Origin of the sequence: Massilibacteroides sp., assembly GCF_028705895.1 — a bacterium.
Taxonomy (GTDB): Bacteria; Bacteroidota; Bacteroidia; order Bacteroidales; family Tannerellaceae; genus Massilibacteroides.
Genome location: NZ_JAQWCQ010000062.1, coordinates 1 through 19,299 on the forward strand (window position 1 = coordinate 1; position 19,299 = coordinate 19,299).

Annotated in this window: 17 protein-coding genes, 1 tRNA gene and 1 pseudogene; 12 read left to right on the forward strand and 7 right to left on the reverse strand. The window is 37.3% G+C overall.

Features of this window, described 5'->3' with window-relative positions; translation table 11 throughout:
* The 7 genes and pseudogenes from PHT93_RS13115 to PHT93_RS13145 form a co-directional block, all read left to right on the forward strand.
* Positions 1-476 (forward strand): annotated as a pseudogene (locus PHT93_RS13115) (hypothetical protein); the annotation flags it as partial.
* A gap of 91 nt (positions 477-567) precedes the next feature.
* Positions 568-1,401 carry an AraC family transcriptional regulator gene (locus PHT93_RS13120; protein WP_300243765.1) on the forward strand — a complete coding sequence of 278 codons (834 nt, stop codon included), beginning with the start codon at positions 568-570 and terminating at the stop codon, positions 1,399-1,401.
* A 112-nt stretch (positions 1,402-1,513) separates the two neighbouring features.
* Positions 1,514-2,167 (forward strand): YceI family protein, encoded by a 654-nt coding sequence (locus tag PHT93_RS13125; RefSeq protein WP_300243769.1) that lies wholly within the window; start codon positions 1,514-1,516, stop codon positions 2,165-2,167.
* A gap of 213 nt (positions 2,168-2,380) precedes the next feature.
* Entirely contained in the window at positions 2,381-3,211 is an 831-nt protein-coding gene (ygiD, locus tag PHT93_RS13130) for a 4,5-DOPA dioxygenase extradiol (RefSeq protein WP_300243772.1), read from the forward strand.
* A gap of 526 nt (positions 3,212-3,737) precedes the next feature.
* Positions 3,738-3,938 (forward strand): hypothetical protein, encoded by a 201-nt coding sequence (locus tag PHT93_RS13135; protein ID WP_300243774.1) that lies wholly within the window; start codon positions 3,738-3,740, stop codon positions 3,936-3,938.
* 82 nt (positions 3,939-4,020) lie between these two features.
* Positions 4,021-5,133, forward strand: a complete 1,113-nt coding sequence (locus tag PHT93_RS13140; RefSeq protein WP_300243777.1) for a DUF4221 family protein — start codon at positions 4,021-4,023, stop codon at positions 5,131-5,133.
* An 836-nt stretch (positions 5,134-5,969) separates the two neighbouring features.
* Entirely contained in the window at positions 5,970-7,409 is a 1,440-nt protein-coding gene (locus PHT93_RS13145) for a potassium/proton antiporter (protein WP_300243779.1), read from the forward strand.
* 8 nt (positions 7,410-7,417) lie between these two features.
* Here the strand turns inward: PHT93_RS13145 and PHT93_RS13150 are convergent, their stop codons facing one another.
* From PHT93_RS13150 to PHT93_RS13160, 3 genes are read right to left on the reverse strand one after another with little or no spacing between them, the layout of a single operon-like run.
* Entirely contained in the window at positions 7,418-8,203 is a 786-nt protein-coding gene (locus PHT93_RS13150) for an amidohydrolase (protein WP_300243781.1), read from the reverse strand.
* Between the two features lie 14 nt (positions 8,204-8,217).
* Positions 8,218-8,763, reverse strand: coding sequence for a 1-acyl-sn-glycerol-3-phosphate acyltransferase (locus tag PHT93_RS13155; RefSeq protein WP_300243783.1), 546 nt, complete (start codon positions 8,761-8,763; stop codon positions 8,218-8,220).
* A 2-nt stretch (positions 8,764-8,765) separates the two neighbouring features.
* Positions 8,766-9,059 carry a hypothetical protein gene (locus tag PHT93_RS13160; RefSeq protein ID WP_300243785.1) on the reverse strand — a complete coding sequence of 98 codons (294 nt, stop codon included), beginning with the start codon at positions 9,057-9,059 and terminating at the stop codon, positions 8,766-8,768.
* A 118-nt stretch (positions 9,060-9,177) separates the two neighbouring features.
* On the opposite strand from PHT93_RS13160, the gene PHT93_RS13165 reads away from it, so the two are divergent.
* Both PHT93_RS13165 and glgP read left to right on the forward strand, forming a co-directional pair.
* Positions 9,178-10,836, forward strand: a complete 1,659-nt coding sequence (locus PHT93_RS13165) for a glycosyltransferase (protein ID WP_300243787.1) — start codon at positions 9,178-9,180, stop codon at positions 10,834-10,836.
* Positions 10,837-10,922: 86 nt separating this feature from the next.
* Positions 10,923-13,493, forward strand: coding sequence for an alpha-glucan family phosphorylase (gene glgP / locus PHT93_RS13170; RefSeq protein ID WP_300243789.1), 2,571 nt, complete (start codon positions 10,923-10,925; stop codon positions 13,491-13,493).
* Positions 13,494-13,573: 80 nt separating this feature from the next.
* On the opposite strand, the gene PHT93_RS13175 is transcribed toward glgP, so the two are convergent.
* The 4 genes from PHT93_RS13175 to rfbC all read right to left on the reverse strand — a co-directional run bounded on the left by PHT93_RS13175 (position 13,574) and on the right by rfbC (position 17,114).
* Entirely contained in the window at positions 13,574-14,836 is a 1,263-nt protein-coding gene (locus PHT93_RS13175) for a phosphoglycerate kinase (RefSeq protein ID WP_300243792.1), read from the reverse strand.
* 92 nt (positions 14,837-14,928) lie between these two features.
* On the reverse strand, positions 14,929-15,399 hold the full coding sequence (locus PHT93_RS13180; RefSeq protein WP_300243795.1) for a hypothetical protein: 471 nt from the start codon (positions 15,397-15,399) through the stop codon (positions 14,929-14,931).
* A 3-nt stretch (positions 15,400-15,402) separates the two neighbouring features.
* On the reverse strand, positions 15,403-16,542 hold the full coding sequence (gene rfbB, locus PHT93_RS13185; RefSeq protein ID WP_300243797.1) for a dTDP-glucose 4,6-dehydratase: 1,140 nt from the start codon (positions 16,540-16,542) through the stop codon (positions 15,403-15,405).
* A gap of 14 nt (positions 16,543-16,556) precedes the next feature.
* A complete protein-coding gene (gene rfbC / locus PHT93_RS13190) occupies positions 16,557-17,114 on the reverse strand; it encodes a dTDP-4-dehydrorhamnose 3,5-epimerase (protein WP_300243800.1) in 558 nt (185 codons plus the stop codon).
* 357 nt (positions 17,115-17,471) lie between these two features.
* On the opposite strand from rfbC, the gene PHT93_RS13195 reads away from it, so the two are divergent.
* The 3 genes from PHT93_RS13195 to PHT93_RS13205 all read left to right on the forward strand — a co-directional run bounded on the left by PHT93_RS13195 (position 17,472) and on the right by PHT93_RS13205 (position 18,808).
* Positions 17,472-17,542 (forward strand) — tRNA-Cys (locus tag PHT93_RS13195).
* Between the two features lie 340 nt (positions 17,543-17,882).
* The gene (locus tag PHT93_RS13200) at positions 17,883-18,323 is read left to right on the forward strand and encodes a DUF3791 domain-containing protein (RefSeq protein ID WP_300243802.1); all 441 of its coding nucleotides are present in this window, start codon (positions 17,883-17,885) and stop codon (positions 18,321-18,323) included.
* A complete protein-coding gene (locus tag PHT93_RS13205) occupies positions 18,320-18,808 on the forward strand; it encodes a DUF3990 domain-containing protein (protein WP_300243804.1) in 489 nt (162 codons plus the stop codon). The genes PHT93_RS13200 and PHT93_RS13205 overlap by 4 nt, the downstream gene beginning before the upstream one ends.
* Positions 18,809-19,299 lie beyond the last annotated feature (491 nt).

Consider the following 19,299-nt stretch of genomic DNA (forward strand, 5'->3'; position numbering starts at 1 on the left):
TTTGGCGATTACAGAAAGAATTAATTTATGAAACAGATTCATTGCAGAATATTTGCTATGTTCTGGACAGAAATGTTTTCTCAACGTTCGTTAACGACATTAATCACTTCATACAATTAGGCTTACTATCAGGCGCGGATTGTCTCCTGTTGAAAACAGAACTGTTTGCTTTGTTAGAACATTTTGAAAAGGCATCCCGTGAAGGAGGGCCGACTCCACAAAATAATATATCCATATATATATCTAATATTGATTTTGATTCTTCTTATAGTTATTATGAAACTGATGAAATGAAAATTTCGAGTATGCGTATTTTTGCTGTGAGCACGATACGTACACAAGATGCTAATGTCTTTGAAGCTCAGAAGAAATGGATTGAATCCCTTAAACGTTATTCTGTACTTATATCCGGTTGCGGAGAAATGGAACGCGTCAAATTTATTTCAAAACAAAGAGAAATAATAAATCTACTATAAATAACCCACCTTCGGATTGATAAGAAGTTTACTTTGAATAGTGTTTGTTCCTCTGAATAGTTTATTTTTGTTAGAATTTAATTCAGGTTGAATGGAACAATTGTTTACAATTTTGGGATTTACTGAAGAAAAGGCCAGGCGTATGGCGACTTTTGCCTTTGAACCGCATACCCATGATTTTGAAGAATTGGTGATCTGTAAGACCGGTAGGATAGAACATTTGATCGATTTTGAACGTTCCACGCTGACTGCCCCGTTAATTAGTTTTATAAGCAAGGGGAAAACTCACACCATACAAATGTTGCCCGATGAAAAAGGACTGTATCCGTCCGGTTGGATTTTACGTTTCAAGAGTAGTATTATTTCTGAATCTCGTTTTCAGTTGTATTCGGACTATCATGATTACGCCAATCTTGAATTATCACCAGGGGAAAATTTTGAAAGACTTTGTTCCATATCACAAATGATTGAAAGCGAAATGAATAATGCAAATACGGATTATGCTGTAATACGTAGTCTTTTAAGCGCATTGTTTGTTTTAATCGAATCGGAAAGAAAAAAGAGAGTTCGTATCAGTGATGGGGCAGAAGGTAATCAAAGTCAGACTTTTAAAGCCTTTTTACGTATTCTTGAAGATAATTTTCGTAGAAACGTAAGTGTCGATTTTTATGCCGAAAAGCTGAATATGTCTGCTCGTAATCTAAATCTTATTTGTAGAAATATCTTACAACGCAGTGTGTCTGAAATAATAGAAACCCGAAAACTTACCGAAGCAAAGAACCTTTTAATGCACTCGGACAAATCTATTTCCGAAATAGGTTATGAATTAGGCTATAATGAAAAGGCCTATTTTACGAAAGTTTTCAAGAAAAAGGCCGGAATGACTCCTACTGAATTTAAGGCGGAAATAAAAAAGATGCTTTAATCACCGCTGTTTTCCAATATTTACCACTCTTCTTCCTAAAAGTATTACTGTTAAATGCTTAAATGACACGATCTTTGTTGTGTAATTAATTAACACTTAAAAAAAGAAGAAAATGAAAGCGTACAATTATTTAATAGCAATAGCTTTGATCGTGTTAGCAACGGCATGTGGTGGTAAAAGCTCAGGTCAAAAAGTAGAAGCCTCCGCAGCAAAGGAAGTGGCCGTTGCAGAAGGTAAAACCTTGTCTGTGGACCTGTCGGCATCCGTAATTAATTGGAAAGGTTTTAAACCTGCCGGTAGTCATCATGGAATATTAAGTATTAAGTCCGGAGAACTCTATGTAGATGGCGACCAACTGAAATCCGGGAATTTCGTATTGGATATGACATCTATTAATGTTCAGGATCTGGAAAGTGGACAAGGAAAAGAAAAACTGGAAGGACACCTGAAAAGTGCAGACTTTTTTGATGTGGAAAATTATCCGGAAGGAAAGTTTACTATAACAGGAGTGGAAGTTCTCTCCGGTGGTGAATACACACATCGTATCAGTGGAAACCTGACATTGAAAGACGTAGAGAAAAATATTTCATTTGATGCTAAGATAACGAATAATGGAGACACTTATACGGCGACAACGGCTACTTTCACCATTGACCGTACGCAATGGGGTGTAAACTATGGCTCTAAGAATATCTTCAAAGATTTGAAAGATTCGTTCATCAATGACGAAATGGAAATATCAATAACACTGGTTGCCAAAGAATAAGAGCCTGTTTAAATTTTTATTCGTGGCTTATTTCGATTTATTTTTTGTTTAGTTGTATATCCGCATGAATGAGCATAGCGGGCTATGTGATTGAATGCGGAGATGCAGATAAGCAAAAAAGAAGACGAAAGAAGACCGAAACAAGCCCTCAAGAAATATCCTATAAAAATTTAAACAGGCTCTAAGTAAACAGTAGAAAACGATAAAAATATAATGATTAATAAATTAAGAGATATAGTGGAGAAAACAAAAAGTACACCGGTGATGCCGGTGCTTTTTGTTGGACACGGTAGTCCGATGAATGCTATTGAGGACAATCCTTTTTCCCGGAAATGGAAAGAACTAGGGACAGAACTTCCTCGTCCGTCGGCAATACTCTGCATCTCTGCACATTGGGAAACAAATGGAACGTTTGTTACAGCCATGCCTGTTCCCGAAACAATCCATGACTTCGGAGGGTTTCCTTGTGAATTATTTAAAGTGCAGTATCCTGCATCCGGAGATACGGTTTTAGCGAAGACAATAAAAGACGAAATCCGGGAATACCCCATTGGCTTGAATCAGGATTGGGGTTTAGATCACGGTAGTTGGAGCGTGTTGAGACATATTTATCCACACGCAGATATCCCCGTGTTGGAATTGAGTATTGATTATACGCGAAGTATGCAATACCATTATGATCTGGCCAAAGAACTGGCATTTCTTCGCCGCAAAGGAGTCTTGATCGTCGGAAGTGGAAATATGGTTCATAATCTGCGCCTTGTACATGTGAAATCAATTGATGGATTTAACGAGCCATATGGTTATGACTGGGCTTTGGAAATGAACGATATCTTTAAAGAAAAGATTAAAACCGGAGATCATAAAGCGCTTATAAATTACCCGACATTGAGCAAAGCAGCAAAGTTGGCAATCCCTACTCCAGATCATTACATCCCTTTGTTATACGCATTATCCCTACAAGAAGCAGACGAAGAAGTCTCCTTTTTTAATGATCAGGCATTGGCCGGTTCGTTGACAATGACCTCCGTTATTATCCGATAATAACAAAGGGGTAAAAAATTGCATCAATAGTATATGTAAACACCAGAAAATCAATACGATGCCTTGATAAATCCCGCTGGCCGTTTTCTTAGATAAAATGCCGTTTTAAGATATGTTGAAAATCAATATAAAATTTGGCGTAAAAATATAAAGGATATTTTTGCAAAAATATCCTTTATATTTCCGAAAATAACCTTTATATTTTTTTATTTATTCTAATGGTGACTAAGTCCGACGTCAACCAATCCGGAAAGAGTTCCTTTTTTAGATTCATTTTTTGACTGTTATAAGTATGATATTTCAGTTTTGCTTTAAAAAATCGTACTTCAATTGAGAGAAGAGGCCAACTCTGCGAAAATGTATTTGTCTTTCAGCCATATCTTTTTCAAAAAAGCCCTACGAGAAATATGGAATCAAAAGATGACTCCGATCACATAATACAAAAAAGATTATTTAACTTTTTTTAAAAAAAACAGTATGTTTTTTTTATTCTATTTGCTATAATAAATTCTTAATGTTATAAATTATGAAAAAGATTTTTTTATCATTGTTTTTAATAACAAGTTTCTTTTTATTTCCTCGGGAAACAGGTGCAACCGATGAGAAAGATATTAGAACATGCGAGGGGAGTGTTTGGATATGCTTTTCTGAAATTGATGATCTGCTAAATGATATGGAGAAAAATTGTGATGCAGTAGATATAGAGGTTAATCTTGTTGACTGTTAACCATTTTGTGTTATAATAATCCGATAATTTAGAGTCTGTTATTTCAGACAAACAATAGAAAAATCATACTTGAAACAGAATTATGATAAAGAAAACGCTCTATTTTCTATCTGTTATCTTACTTTCTTCATGTTTAGAGACAAACAAGGATACCGAACTGATCTATAACGTCAGTAAAATCCCTATCGATTTTCCTTATATTTCAGACTATGGAATACTATCCATCGACAAGAATAGAGACACAATAATTATGGGTGGATACAATTATAAAACTCATTCCTTGGATTTATTTGACCTGTCTGACTTAAAGACAAAAGGATCTTTAAAGATGGAGACACAGGGTGTTAATGAAATCAACGACATTCAAACTTTTGCTATAGAGGAGAATCAGATATTAATAAAGAACATGTTTGGAATAAAACGGTTCTCGTGGGATCTCCAGTTACTTCATTCATTTTCACTAACAGAAATTACAGACCATAATAATATAGAATACATAACTTATCCGAAAGGCATACGTTTGGGTAGTTACAGTAGATTATATATTAATAATGGGAAAGACCTTCTTCTTCCTATCTTTCCATCTTACGCCATCCAAGACAAAGCAAAGTATCATTTAGGTATTAGGATGGATTTAAATAATGGGAAATACGACTTTCTTCCAATCTCGTATTCTGATCATTTTTCTGAAGACATAAAAAAGTATGGTAATTTACTATTTCCGTTTATCACGCAAAAAGCAAACAAGTTGATTTATAATTACCCCTATAGTTCGACAATATACATATATGATTTAACGAGCCAGGAAATTAATAAATTCACTCCACAAAGTCGTCTGACAGCTAATGAGGCAGCACCAATATCTCAGGAAAACATATCCCTTAAAGACAATCTAAAATATCAGATAAATGCAATCCGCTTCTTAGAGGTTAACTCATTTGATGATTATTTTTACAGAGTTCACCTTCAACCCATCAACGAAGGGATGAATGCGCAGGCTTATTTGATGATTTTTGATAAAGATTTTCAGATTATCCGTGAATTTACCCTACCGTCAAATTTTAAATCTGTTTATGCTTCATGCGATAATTTACTTTATTTTTTAATAAAGAATGAAGATGAAAATCCTGACGAGTACCTGTCTTTAGCTAAGATTGATCTCCGGGAGAACATTCCTTCAACATTTTCTCGTTAATATTCGAAAAAATAGCGAAAAACAAAACATCTCGTCGTTTACCTGTTTTTGGCTCTGATAAAGAGTTGAAATGATATTATCTATCTGAGTTGTCTCGAACGGCTATACTATTTTAATGCTTACCTTTCCTCTATAATCTTTCTTCTGATAGTTTCATATACGGCTCTTGTCTCTATTTTATTTAGCTATATAGGCACAAAAATCCGTTCCATCCATTTAGATGAAATAAAAAGACTAAATTAACGTGAGTTCGATATAAGAAAATCTTAAAAAAATAGCATAACAGTTTGAATTTGATTATATTTATAGTGTTGAATTACAGATAATTAATCAATGCAAACCATTGTGCTAAGCAGTAACGGAATTACGGAAATTTTCTATTTAAGTGACGAAATAGTACTTCTGGAAATTTTGAGGCTCTTCAACTTGTTTGCTGAGGCGCCTGGAAACGAAAGTTGAAGCGCCTCAGCTTTCGTTTACAAGTGCCTTAAAAATTTCTTATATCCAACATCTTTTGAATATTTTCGACTTGTTAAAATTTTATCTAAAAAAATCATCAATCCTTTTTTCGATCGGAATGTTCCGTTTTCGATCTTACAAATACCCCATAAAATGTGTTTTTCTGCCTTAATTCTGAAATAACATATTGACTCAAGGATATAATTTCGTCAAATATTATGCTCTGAAAAGAGCACATGCATGAGCCTTTTGTGGGAAGACAAATAGTCTCTTTCCAAAAAGGCCATAGTCTTTTTTTATAAACATGATATTGTTACCTTTGTATGGAAAGATATTTATATCTGAAAAACAAAATTTACATATAAAAGATAACAAAGATGGAATTCTCTGGTGAAAACGTATTATTGATAGGCTCTGTACTCCTTTTCTTTAGCATTGTTGCAAGTAAGACCGGTTATCGTTTTGGGGTTCCTGCCCTGTTGCTCTTCCTTGTGTTGGGTATGTTGTTTGGTAGCGATGGTTTAGGCCTTCAATTTCATGACGCAAAAGAAGCGCAGTTTATTGGAATGATTGCTTTGAGCGTTATTCTTTTTTCGGGAGGTATGGATACAAAATATGCGGATATTAAACCTATTTTAATACCCGGTGTTGTCTTATCTACGGCGGGGGTATTTCTCACTGCCTTATTTACCGGAGTTTTCATCTGGTTTATTTTTAATCAAAGTTTTACTAACTTCTATCTTCCGTTTCTCACTTGTCTTTTATTAGCGGCAACGATGTCTTCTACAGATTCAGCATCGGTGTTTGCAATTCTGCGTTCGCAAAAAATGAATTTAAAACATAATTTACGCCCAATGCTTGAATTGGAGAGCGGAAGTAACGATCCTATGGCGTATATGATGACAATTGTCCTGATTCAAGTGATAGGCGCTTCAGGAATGGGGTGGGGAACAATACTTCTATCTTTTTTAGTTCAGTTTACTGTCGGTGCCGGCGCCGGTTATTTGTTAGGGAAATTAGCTATTTATATGCTTAAAAGACTGAATATTGATAATCAGTCTCTTTATCCGATACTTTTGCTTGCTTTTACCCTGTTTACTTTTTCCTTTACGGATAGAATTCATGGTAATGGTTATTTAGCTGTTTACATAGCAGGAATGATCGTTGGTAATAATAAATTTCCGTACAGAAAGGAAACATCAACTATTATGGATGGCCTTAGTTGGTTATGTCAGATTATTATGTTCTTATCTCTCGGGTTGTTGGTTAACCCTCATGAACTATTGGATATATCTTGTGTGGCATTGCTTATCGGGGTGTTTATGATTCTTATCGGAAGACCGCTAAGCGTATTCCTATGCTTATTACCATTTAAGAGTATTAATAGAAACTCAAAATTATTTGTTTCGTGGGTAGGATTGAGAGGAGCGGTTCCTATTATTTTTGCTACTTATCCTGTTGTCGCTAATATAGAAGGAGCTAATATTATTTTTAATATTGTGTTTTTTATCACTATTCTTTCTCTTATAATTCAGGGAACTACCATCCCCTATGTTGCTAAAAAACTTAATTTGTCTATTCCGTTGGAAAAAACAGGGAATGACTTTGGAGTAGAACTTCCTGATGAAATAGACAGTAATCTGAAAGATTTGACGGTCACTAAAAAGATGTTGGAAAAGGCCGAAACGCTAAAAGACATGAATCTTCCTAAGGGAACTTTAGTTATGATCATTAAGAGAGGAGATGAATATCTTATACCTAACGGTTCTTTAAAATTAGAAGAGGGGGATAAGCTCTTGTTGATTTCAGAGAACTAAAACCCGGTTTACTCAATAAAATGAATTTTATCAGCGTCTTTCCAGGCAGGAAATTTTTCGCGTAAACTGTTGGCTTCTTCTTTATTAAGCGTACAGGTGCGTACGGCCTCTTTATGAGACGGAATGTAAAGGAGTTTTTTCCCTCTGGGCGAATAGATCACAGAATTACCGGAATAAGAAAGATTGTTGCCGTCAGTTCCTACTCTGTTTACACCGCAAACGAAGGTTAGATTTTCCAATGCACGTGCAGGAAGTAAGGTGTTCCAAACAGTTGCACGCGATTCCGGCCAGTTGGCTACATACACCAAGAGGTCATAGGCATTGTCAAAATTTCTGCTCCATATCGGAAAACGCAGATCATAACAGACCAACAAACGAATGTTCCACCCTCTGTAACGGACTATCTCTCGCGAATTTCCTGCCGCGTAGAAGTTCTGTTCTCCTCCCATGCGGAACAGATGGCGTTTGTCAAACGTCTGACAATCTCCTTCCGGAGTAATAAAGAAGGCACGGTTGTAATACCGATTTTCTTCTTTTGCAATAAAACTGCCTGCTATAGCAAAGTCAAACTCATTAGCCCATTTTTTTAGCGTACTCATTGTGTTCCCATCCATTGTTTCTGCCAAATTCGAAACATTCATGGAAAAACCGGTGGAAAAAGTTTCCGGCAGAATGACTAAATCTGTAGTTCCGCTTAATCGTTTTAATCTTTTTCCAATTTTTCTTAAATTACCTATCCGGTCTTCCCAACAGATAGCTAATTGTGCTACGGAAACACGTAATAGAGAACTCATAATGAACTGTTTGATTATATTTTTGCGAAATTCTCAGGATGGCAGGCAGTTACGTCATTGTAGTAGCTCCGGATCAACTTTATGTCATCTTCTACATTACCGGTAGGATAGAAAAGATCTTTAATACCGATTTCTTTTTTCTTATAATCGAAATAAGCAATAAGGATGGGTATATTGGCATTGAGAGCCATGTAATAAAAGCCTTTTTTCCATTCTTGCACTTTCTTTCGGGTACCTTCCGGAGTTACGGCTAAATGGAGTTGCTTGCGTTTGTTGAACTCCTGCACCATCTGCTCGGTGACAGAAGTTTTCTTGCTGCGATCTACCGGTACACCACCTATCCAATTGAAAAACAAATTAAATGGGAAGAAAAACCAATCTTTTTTAATCAGGAAGCTGGCCTCACGCCCAAGGGAGAGATAAAACAATTTGCCTAAAATAAAGTCCCAGTTACTTGTATGAGGCGCTACGCAAACTACACATTTCGGAACATACTCACCAATAGGGCCGAAGTTCCATCCCATCATCTTAAATAGCGCCTTGCTAATGGCTTTCTTCATCCTTATTTTACGTCTTTTGTTAGTTCTTCAATCTCTTTTCCGATAGCATCCGCCTCGGCCTGAAGGTCAACCAACAAATCTTTGTAGTATTTTTTTACTAACTTTTTATTGTCTTTTGCATCCGGATGATTGGCGCGGTTAATGAAACTTTCTTCCAGTCTCAAGATACGGCTCATAACTACTTCTGTTCGTTCTTTATCAATGCCTTTGATGAATAGGTTACATAGTAAAGCATCTGTGAAAAGTTCACCTGCAACGTAACTGATGTTTTTCTTTAAAATTCTTTTCTTTGCCATAATTATTTAGGTTATAATTGCGCAAATCTACTCATTTGTTATTAATTAAACCTTGTTGTAACGTTATAAAAAGACCAAATCAGTTATCTTTGCATGCTTATCAACTGGAAAAATGAATATGAAAGAAAAAGTAGGTACGTTTGAGTATCTGTTTGAGAGTAGTTGGGAGGTCTGTAATAAAGTTGGCGGTATTTATACTGTTCTTTCTACAAGAGCCCACACTATGCAGGAGATTTTCAATGATAAACTCATCTTTATTGGCCCTGATATCCGGGGCGTAGAGAATGTGCCGGATTTTAAACAGGATGCTTCCCTATTTAGTGACTGGAAGCGCTACGCAAAAGAAAACGAAAATTTAAAAGTTAAAATAGGCAGATGGGATATCCCTGGATATCCTATCGTTGTTTTAGTTGATTTCAGACCGTTTTATATAGAACGTAATTCCTTGTTTTATGCAATGTGGGAGGATTTCCATGTAAATTCCATGCAGGCATACGGCGATTACGATGAATCTTGTCTGTTTGCTTATGCAACAGGAAAGGTGATCGAAAGTTTTCACCGTTTCTATGGATTAAAGAGAAAGAAAGTAGGAGCTATCTTTAATGAATGGATGTTAGGGATGGGAGCGTTGTACGTGAAAAAACATTTACCCGATGTTTCAACGCTTTTTATTACGCATGCGACATCTATTGGACGATCTATTGCCGGAAATAACAAGCCTTTGTACGCTTTTATGGAACAGTACGACGGTGACCATATGGCTAACGAACTCAATATGCAGGCGAAACACTCCATTGAGAAGCAGGCTGCCCATCATGTAGATTGCTTTACGACTGTTAGTGACCTGACTGCCAGAGAAGCCACTCAGTTGTTAGATAAAGCTCCCGATATTGTGACCCCAAATGGTTTTGAACAAAATTTTGTTCCCAAAGGAGCTGATTATGAAACAAAAAGGGAAGATGCCCGTCTTGCTCTAAGGTCTGTCGCTGAAAAGCTTCTTGGCTATAAAATAAGTACTGATGCTTTGTTCGTATCAACAAGCGGGCGTTATGAATATAGAAACAAAGGAATAGATGTTTTTATTGAAGCAATGAACCGATTGAGAACTTCCGACGCTTATAAACGGGAGACTATTGCCTTTGTCCTGGTTCCTGCCTGGATGCGTGAAGCAAGAGCAGACCTGAAAGAGTTGATCAGTAAAAATATAGAGACGGATTATGCCTTACAAATGCCTTATCTTACGCATTGGCTTAATAACATGGGGGAAGATAAGGTGATTAATCAGATAGTCCATTCTGGTTTTACAAACCAACAAAATGATTCGGTGAAAATAATATTTGTTCCCTGTTATTTGGATGGAAACGACGGCATTTTCAACAAACCGTATTATGATATGCTGATAGGAATGGATGCCACTGTTTATCCATCCTATTACGAGCCTTGGGGTTATACTCCGTTGGAAAGTATTGCCTTCGGGATACCTACTATTACTACAAATTTAGCTGGTTTTGGTCTTTGGGCTAAAAAACATCTGTCCGGAGAAAATATACAAGAAGGTGTTGTTGTTATAAACCGTACGGATGATAATTACGCCGATGTGACGAATGCTATTTGCCAATCTATAGAAACGCTTGCAGGCCAGTCTGCCGAAGAAGTAGGTCGGATCAAAGACGCTTGTTTTGCATTGGCTGCGGAAGCTGAATGGAAGAAATTTATTCATTACTATCTTGATGCTTTTGCAATTGCGGAGGAAAAATCCTCAAAAAGAACAATATAGAATATAATTTGATATTAGCGTATTAGTCTTATCTTTGCGTTAAACGATAAAGACAGTTTTTCGAATCACTATCTAAATTCAGAAGAATGAAAATTAAAGTTAATAATGCGAATAACCCAGTTTGGAAAGAAGTTTATGCACAAGCTCAACTACCCAAAGAACTGAATTCGCTTTACGAGATGGCTAACAACCTATGGTGGGTATGGAACCATGAATGTACAGCATTGTTTAGAAAACTTGACGAAAATCTTTGGAAATCTACAGACGGTAATCCGGTTTTACTTCTGCAAAAAATGTCACATCAACGTGTGGAAGAAATTATTGCCGATAAAATATTGATGGCTGAAATAGATCAGCTTTATACTCAGTTCAGAACTTATATCGATGAAAAACCGGACAGTACGAAGCCTTCTGTTGCTTATTTCAGTATGGAATATGGACTGACGCATGTTCTGAAAATTTATTCAGGTGGCTTGGGTGTATTAGCTGGCGACTATCTGAAAGAAGCAAGTGATAGTAATATAGATCTGACTGCGGTTGGATTCTTATATCGTTACGGCTATTTTACACAAAGCCTCTCGATGGAAGGGCAACAGATTGCTAATTACGAAGCTCAGAACTTCAGTACGCTTCCACTTACACAGGTTACCGATGCCGGAGGAAATCCGATGGTATTGGAAGTCCCTTATCCCGGACGTGTTGTGTATGCCCATATCTGGAAAGTTTCGGTAGGCCGTGTTCCTCTTTATTTATTAGATACCGACATTCCCGATAATAGCGAATGGGATCGTTCCATTACGCACCAACTTTATGGTGGAGATTGGGAAAACAGAATGAAACAAGAATATTTACTTGGTATCGGAGGTATTCTGATGCTGAATAAATTAGGAATAAAGAAACAGATTTATCACTGTAATGAAGGTCATGCTGCACTGATTAACGTACAACGTCTTGTTGACTATGTTCAGAAAGATAAATTGTCATTCCAGGAGGCTCTTGAAGTGGTGCGTGCTTCAGCTCTTTATACGGTTCATACGCCTGTTCCTGCAGGACATGACTATTTTGATGAAGGATTATTCGGCCGTTATATGGGTGAGTATCCTGCTAAACTGGGAATCAGCTGGCAGGAACTTATCGATATGGGACGCGAAAACCCGGGCTCAAATGAAAAATTCTCAATGAGTGTCTTTGCGTTGAATACGTGTCAGGAAGCTAATGGCGTTAGCTGGCTTCATGGAAAGGTTTCTCAGAAGATGTTTGCTCCGGTTTGGAAAGGTTATTTCCCGGATGAATTGCATGTTAGCTGGGTGACTAACGGTGTGCATATGCCGACATGGGCTGCCACAGAGTGGAAAGACTTCTTTAAGAAGTACTTTGATAGTAACTTCATGAAAGATCAGTCCAACAAGAAAATCTGGGAAGAGATACAACAGGCTCCCGACAGTGAAATATGGGAGATAAGAAAAGCTTTAAAGAGAAAATTAGTTGATTATATTAAGGACGAATTTAAAGATAGCTGGTTGAAGAATCAGGGGGATCCTTCTAAGGTGGTTTCTATACTTGAACGAATCAATCCTAATGCTCTTTTGATTGGTTTTGGCCGTCGTTTTGCCACGTATAAACGTGCTCATCTATTATTTACGGATTTAGACAGATTGGCCAAGATTGTAAACAACGAACAATGTCCGATTCAGTTTATCTTTACTGGTAAAGCACACCCGGCTGACGGAGGCGGACAAGGATTGATTAAACATATTGTGGAAATATCCCGTCGTCCGGAATTCCTGGGCAAGATAATCTTCTTGGAAAACTATGATATGCAACTTGCGCGTCGTTTGATTTCCGGAGTTGATGTATGGTTGAATACGCCTACTCGTCCATTAGAGGCTTCCGGAACATCTGGAGAGAAAGCTGAAATGAATGGGGTGCTTAACTTCTCCGTACTTGATGGCTGGTGGTATGAAGGATATAAAGAAGGAGCAGGATGGGCATTGACTGATAAGCGGACTTATGATAATCAGCAATATCAGGATCAATTAGATGCGGCAACCATTTATCATATCCTTGAACATGATATTATCCCTACATTCTATGCTAAGAACAGCAAAGGATATTCCCCTGAATGGATACAATATATAAAGAACTCGATGTCTCAAATCGCTCCGGACTATACGATGAAACGTATGTTGGATGATTATATCGAACGCTTCTATAATAAGCTGGCAACACGTTCAAGTAGATTAAGTGATAATAATTATGCGAAGGCACGTGAGATAGCTCTCTGGAAAGATGAGGTGGCAACCAATTGGGATAGTTTTGAAGTAGAATCTTTTGTTTGTGACAAAGATATGATTCAGCACGGACAGGTTGTCGGTGAGGATTATACCTTTAAACTTGTTGTTGACCGTAAAGACCTGAAAGGTATGTTAGGCGCTGATATGGTGATAACAAGGGATAATCCGGAAACTCATTCGCTTGATTTTGTTAAATCTGTTGAGTTTAAATTAAAGAAAGAGGAAGGCTCAAAGTTATTCTTTGAATTGACGACTACTCCGACAGATGCAGGTATTCAGAAAATAGCATTCAGAGTTTATCCGCTCAACCCTGAATTACCACATCGTATGGACTTTGCGTATGTGCGTTGGATTCAGTTGTAAAAAATGATATTACATTCAATAAAAAAAGGTGCTTCGAAAAGCACCTTTTTTTATTGTTCAATATTTAAAAACTTATATGATCAATAGCCTCTGATTGCTTCGATACCTGGAAGAACCTTACCTTCAATTGCTTCAAGTAAAGCACCGCCACCAGTCGATACGTAAGAAACGCCATCAGCCAAACGGAACTTATTGACACATGCAACAGAGTCACCACCGCCAACTAATGAGAATGCACCATCTTTAGTTGCTTCTACGATTGCTTCTCCTACTGTACGTGAACCGTGCGTGAAGTTCTCAAATTCAAATACACCTGTCGGGCCATTCCACAAGATTGTTTTGGATTTTTTGATAACATCAGCATAGATTTCTTCTGTTTTAGGACCTATATCAAGACCTTCCCATCCATCAGGGATTTCATTAACATCAGCAAAGTTAGTTTTTGCGTCATTGCTGAAGCTGTCTGCTATTTTTGCGTCAACAGCTAACACAAGGTTTACACCTTTTTCTTTTGCTTTTTGTAGAAGCTCCAAAGCAAGATCAAGCTTATCATCTTCACAAATAGAATTACCAATCTTACCGCCTAAAGCTTTGGTGAAAGTATAAGTCATACCACCTGTTACGATCAGGTTGTCAACTTTGTTCAATAGGTTTTCTATAATTTCAATTTTCGATGAAACCTTAGAACCACCCATAATTGCTGTGAACGGACGAGTAATATCATTCAGAATTTTCTCAACTGCTTTTACCTCTTTCTCCATCAAGTAACCAAACATCTTATGGTCTATGTCGAAATATGCAGCGATCAATGCCGTAGAAGCATGTGCACGGTGAGCCGTACCAAATGCGTCATTTACATAACAATCAGCATACGAAGCCAATGTTTTTGTGAAACCCTTCTGGCTTTCTTTGACTGCTTTTTTCGCTTCTTTCTTTTCTTCGTCAGATGCATCTTCAGCCAAGCCTCTTGGTTTTCCTTCTTCTTCTGCATAGAAACGAAGATTTTCCAGCAATAAAGCTTCTCCCGGTTTCAATGCTGCTGCTTTTAAGCTGGCTTCTTCACCGACACAATCACTTGCAAATTGAACATCAACACCTAAAAGTTTAGAAACATGATTTAAAATATGCTTTAGTGAAAACTTGTCAGTTACACCTTTCGGACGTCCTAAGTGGGAACCGATAATTACACTTCCTCCGTCAGCCAGAATCTTTTTCAATGTAGGAAGAGCCGCACGGATACGAGTGTCGTCAGTAATATTGAAATTCTCATCTAACGGAACGTTAAAGTCAACTCTAACGAATGCCTTTTTGTTGGCAAAATTGAACTTGTCAATAGTTTGCATAACTTTTATATTTATGTTTTGAAGTAAAATCTTCTTGAAAAATGCATCCAAAATTACATAAAAATATCCAATCCGAAATTCCTTTTGGGGAATTATTCTACGAGTTTGAAACGAACCCGCAAGCGTCCGGGCGTGTAATCACAGTTCAGAAGTTTGAAGTGACCAATTTCTGAGGTGTTTTCAACGTGAGCGCCAACGCATGCACAAGCGTCGTAATCACCAACGCGAATGATTCTTAACGTGTCGCCAACATTTTCCGGAAGTTTGTTCATGTCAACAATTCCGGCTGCTTCTTCTTTGGTTACCAAATGAGCAGAAACAGGCAAATGACGATCAATAACTTCATTTACCAACCGTTCTACTTCTGCCATTTTCTCCTCGCCCGGATCTTCTGTAAGCAGATAATCACATTTGCTTTTTTTACGCTCAATATGCGTATTCATAGAACGCGGACAACCGAACATGCGCACCATTGTCTGGTTTAGTATATGTTCGGCCGTATGCATCGCCGGATTAGCATGATCTTTTACATTACCGCTTAAATCTGTTGCTGCTTCTATCATAAATTATCTATTACTATACATTTGCTCGTAATACTTCATATAATCACCTCCAGTGATATCTTCCACCCACTGTTGGTTTTCCAGATACCATTCGATGGTTTTGACAATACCGACTTCAAAGGAAGTTTCCGGTAGCCAGCCCAACTCTGTGCTTATCTTTGTAGGGTCAATGGCATAACGATGGTCATGTCCGAGTCTGTCTTTTACAAAAGTGATCAGATTATTGTTGATCCAAGCAATTGAAATCTGACCGTTTTCGTCTAATTCCTTTTTCTTTAGAATCTGGCGCAAATTCGGTTTGTCTGTCATCAATTTTGCAATAGTGGCAATTGTTAGCTTGACAATCTCGATGTTCTGTTTTTCGTTATGACCTCCTACATTGTAGACTTCACCGTCTTTTCCCTTGCTGACTACCATATCAATTGCCTTGCAGTGATCTTCAACGTATAGCCAGTCACGAACATTAGAACCGTCTCCATAAACAGGCAACGGCTTTCCTTCCAGGATATTTTTAATAATTAACGGGATAAGCTTTTCGGGAAAATGATAAGGACCATAATTATTAGAACAACGCGTAATTGTTACAGGCATCTTATACGTCTCGAAATAAGCCTTGACAAATAAATCCGCACTTGTCTTGGATGCACTGTACGGACTTCTCGGGTCTAATGGAGTAGTTTCATGAAAATAACCTTCAGCACCTAAACTTCCATATACTTCATCGGTTGAAACCTGGTGAAAACGAACCCCTTCGCGCCAGATCGGATAACCATTTTCGTCTTTTCCGATTACCCAAGCTCTACGTGCCGCATCCAATAGGTTTTGAGTGCCTAATATATTCGTTATCAAAAATAATTGCGGGTTTTCTATGCTTCTGTCCACATGACTCTCTGCAGCAAAATTTACTACATAATCAAAATTGTACTCTTTAAACAATTCATCCGCTAATGCCTTGTCACATATATCACCTTTCACAAAAAAACAACGCTCATTGTCTATGTCATCAGCAATTGTTCTTAAGTTCCCAGCATAAGTCAATAAATCCAAAACAACGATTTTTACATCACTATACGTCGCAAGCATATGCTTCACGAAATTAGCGCCGATAAAACCCGCTCCACCTGTAACGAGGTATGTTTTCATAATTTTTATATTTATTAATACGTGAAATTAATTTCGGAGTCTTTCAAAAAAGGTGCATTCCTGTCCTTTTCAGATAAAACGGCCTCAAGTCCATCAAATTGCCTCCATTGCACGTTAATCTTAGGATCATCATACCTGACAGAGCGCTCAGCAGCAGGAGTGTAAAGATTATCTACCTTATACATAAAAACGGCTTCGTCGCTCAAAACCTGGAACCCATGCGCAAACCCACGCGGAACAAACAGTTGTCTTTTGTTCCCTTCGGTCAACTCAACGGCAACATGTTTGCCAAAAGTAGGAGATCCTGTCCTCAAATCTACCGCCACATCTAACACACTACCTTTAATAACCCGTACCAACTTGGCTTGAGAAAAAGGTGCCAGCTGATAATGCAACCCCCTCAGCACCCCCTTAGTCGAACAAGACTCGTTGTCTTGTACAAAATCTATATCGCCCACATGTTCCTTGAATTCAGCCTCCTTAAATGCCTCCATAAAATAACCTCTTGAATCAGCAAACACCTTAGGCTCAATAATCCAAACGTCAGAAATCTCCGTTTTTAAATAGTTCATAGTTCAGTATTAAAAATAATTTAAAAACAAAGTAAATCCATTTTACCCATTCCTGCAAACAAATAGTTTTTTAAGGGTTAAAATGTAAAAAATATTTATATAAAAATAAAGGATAAGCCCACAAATAGTATTTTGGAAAATTTTAAGGCTCTTCAACTTTCGTTTCTAAACTCCTTTTATACCCGTTCAAACATAATGAAGAATTATGTTCCTGAAGCCCCGAAATGAAGTATTATCCTCTACTGTGAACTTTCTCATATAGCTCCCCAACTCTTTTTTAATACATTTACCCAGATTTAAACAAATGTAAATTTGTAAATATGAAAAAGAATTTCTTTCTTTGCACTCGCAAAACAAGGTTCCTTGGCCGAGTGGCTAGGCACCGGTCTGCAAAACCGTCTACGGCGGTTCGAATCCGCCAGGAACCTCTTTAAATCCTTGTAATCGACTGAATTTCAGTATGTGATTGCAAGGATTTTTACTTTTAGGATTAAAATCCATACTGAAAAATCACACAAAAAGCACAAAACAAGAAATTTAGGCATTTTAATATTTCATTTATTCGCCTAGAGAATATTATCAGAAGAAGTACAAAAAAATATTCACGATGCTAATAACTCACAACCTGAAAATGAGCGTTTTTCTAACGATTGGATAGCATTATTAACAGAGGTTAACCTAAGTGGCGGTTGATTTTGGCGACCTCGGATTTAAATAGTATCTTTGCCTAACTGATTTGCCAGTAAGTACACTGTTAAATAGCTGTTTATGGAAAGTAGTTTAGAAAAAATGATGTTGCCATACAAAGTACAGCAACTCCTCCAAACAATCATCGAAAGAAAAGGTTTCGGTATTGAAGATGCGGTACAATACTTGTACTCGTCAGACCTGTACAAACAGCTCTCCGAAGACGATTCGTATTTGTGGCAATTGGGAGCCTCCTATCTATATGACCTACTGGAAGAAGAAAAGGTTCAGAAAAAAGAGAAACAAAATAACTCTACTCCTGTATTACTGTTTCTGTCTTTCTGCTTGGAGAACTATAAAGAATATAGGCATATCAATGCAGAAGAGACATTGCACTTGTTCAACAAGTATAATGTACTTACCTATTTGGAAGATGTATTTGAAATCTTACATACGCAAGGGAAAGACTACATTATGAGAGATATAGACGAATACATAAACAATCAAAAAGTCCAAGAATGAAACTATATCACGGTTCAATTTCTCTGGTAGACAAACCTAATATCGAGCAAGGACGTCCGAGTACGGACTTCGGTAAAGGTTTCTATGTAACGACCAATTTTGAACAGGCTAAACGATGGGCTTTATATAAACAGAAAAACGCAAAAGGAGAAGTTCAAGCCATTGTGAGCACTTATGAGGTTGACGACAAGCTTATTGACAATGAAAGATATAGAATCAAGAAATTTGACAGTCCAAACGAAGAGTGGTTAAGCTTTGTCGTTAATTGCAGAAAATCTATGCTTCATGATTATGAAATTGTTTTTGGAGCCGTTGCTAATGACAAGATTTACACAACGATTACACTGTATGAATCCCAAGTATTAACAGCAGAGGAAACTGTTGCAAGGCTCAAAGTAAACGAGTACTTCAATCAGGTTTCATTTCACAGCCAAGAAGCTGTTGATGAATTGACCTTTATAGAATCAATCGAAGTTTCAGAATAAACACATAAAAATTGACCAAAAGTTGACCGAATGGTGATTTTCTAAAATCATATCTTTCTGATTATCAATGAAAAGAAATAACTGGCACGAATCCGTCAGGAAAACCTCAAGAGAAGCTCTGAACTCGTTGATAATAAACAGTTTTGGAGCTTCTTTATTTTTTAGGGATCGCAAATAGGGGCGGCAAACGTTTGGGTCAGTCCGAAACCCCGGTTGTTATTACACTTGTATTATGTCGTATTTAATGAAGTTACCTCGATAGGTTAAAACAAATCGTGTACAGCGAATATAAGAAGGTGAAAAAAACAAAATAATAGCAAGATTTGTCATTTTCAGACAACAAATTGTCGTCGGCTTCAACAGCGCTCCCGACTTTGACGGTCGTATTGATTTTACATATAAAATACCCGTTGAATAGCAATGGTTCATGTTTGATTTTATCAGAAATCGTTTTGTAGTGTCTATGGAGATAAAGTGTTCAGGATCTTTGT

Bases quoted from the DNA above. Each gene is read 5' to 3' on its own strand.
- PHT93_RS13120 (WP_300243765.1), top strand. From the start codon at position 568: ATGGAACAATTGTTTACAATTTTGGGATTTACTGAAGAAAAGGCCAGG.
- PHT93_RS13125 (WP_300243769.1), top strand. From the start codon at position 1,514: ATGAAAGCGTACAATTATTTAATAGCAATAGCTTTGATCGTGTTAGCA.
- ygiD (WP_300243772.1), top strand. From the start codon at position 2,381: ATGATTAATAAATTAAGAGATATAGTGGAGAAAACAAAAAGTACACCG.
- PHT93_RS13135 (WP_300243774.1), top strand. From the start codon at position 3,738: ATGAAAAAGATTTTTTTATCATTGTTTTTAATAACAAGTTTCTTTTTA.
- PHT93_RS13140 (WP_300243777.1), top strand. From the start codon at position 4,021: ATGATAAAGAAAACGCTCTATTTTCTATCTGTTATCTTACTTTCTTCA.
- PHT93_RS13145 (WP_300243779.1), top strand. From the start codon at position 5,970: ATGGAATTCTCTGGTGAAAACGTATTATTGATAGGCTCTGTACTCCTT.
- PHT93_RS13150 (WP_300243781.1), bottom strand. From the start codon at position 8,203: ATGAGTTCTCTATTACGTGTTTCCGTAGCACAATTAGCTATCTGTTGG.
- PHT93_RS13155 (WP_300243783.1), bottom strand. From the start codon at position 8,763: ATGAAGAAAGCCATTAGCAAGGCGCTATTTAAGATGATGGGATGGAAC.
- PHT93_RS13160 (WP_300243785.1), bottom strand. From the start codon at position 9,059: ATGGCAAAGAAAAGAATTTTAAAGAAAAACATCAGTTACGTTGCAGGT.
- PHT93_RS13165 (WP_300243787.1), top strand. From the start codon at position 9,178: ATGAAAGAAAAAGTAGGTACGTTTGAGTATCTGTTTGAGAGTAGTTGG.
- glgP (WP_300243789.1), top strand. From the start codon at position 10,923: ATGAAAATTAAAGTTAATAATGCGAATAACCCAGTTTGGAAAGAAGTT.
- PHT93_RS13175 (WP_300243792.1), bottom strand. From the start codon at position 14,836: ATGCAAACTATTGACAAGTTCAATTTTGCCAACAAAAAGGCATTCGTT.
- PHT93_RS13180 (WP_300243795.1), bottom strand. From the start codon at position 15,399: ATGATAGAAGCAGCAACAGATTTAAGCGGTAATGTAAAAGATCATGCT.
- rfbB (WP_300243797.1), bottom strand. From the start codon at position 16,542: ATGAAAACATACCTCGTTACAGGTGGAGCGGGTTTTATCGGCGCTAAT.
- rfbC (WP_300243800.1), bottom strand. From the start codon at position 17,114: ATGAACTATTTAAAAACGGAGATTTCTGACGTTTGGATTATTGAGCCT.
- PHT93_RS13200 (WP_300243802.1), top strand. From the start codon at position 17,883: ATGGAAAGTAGTTTAGAAAAAATGATGTTGCCATACAAAGTACAGCAA.
- PHT93_RS13205 (WP_300243804.1), top strand. From the start codon at position 18,320: ATGAAACTATATCACGGTTCAATTTCTCTGGTAGACAAACCTAATATC.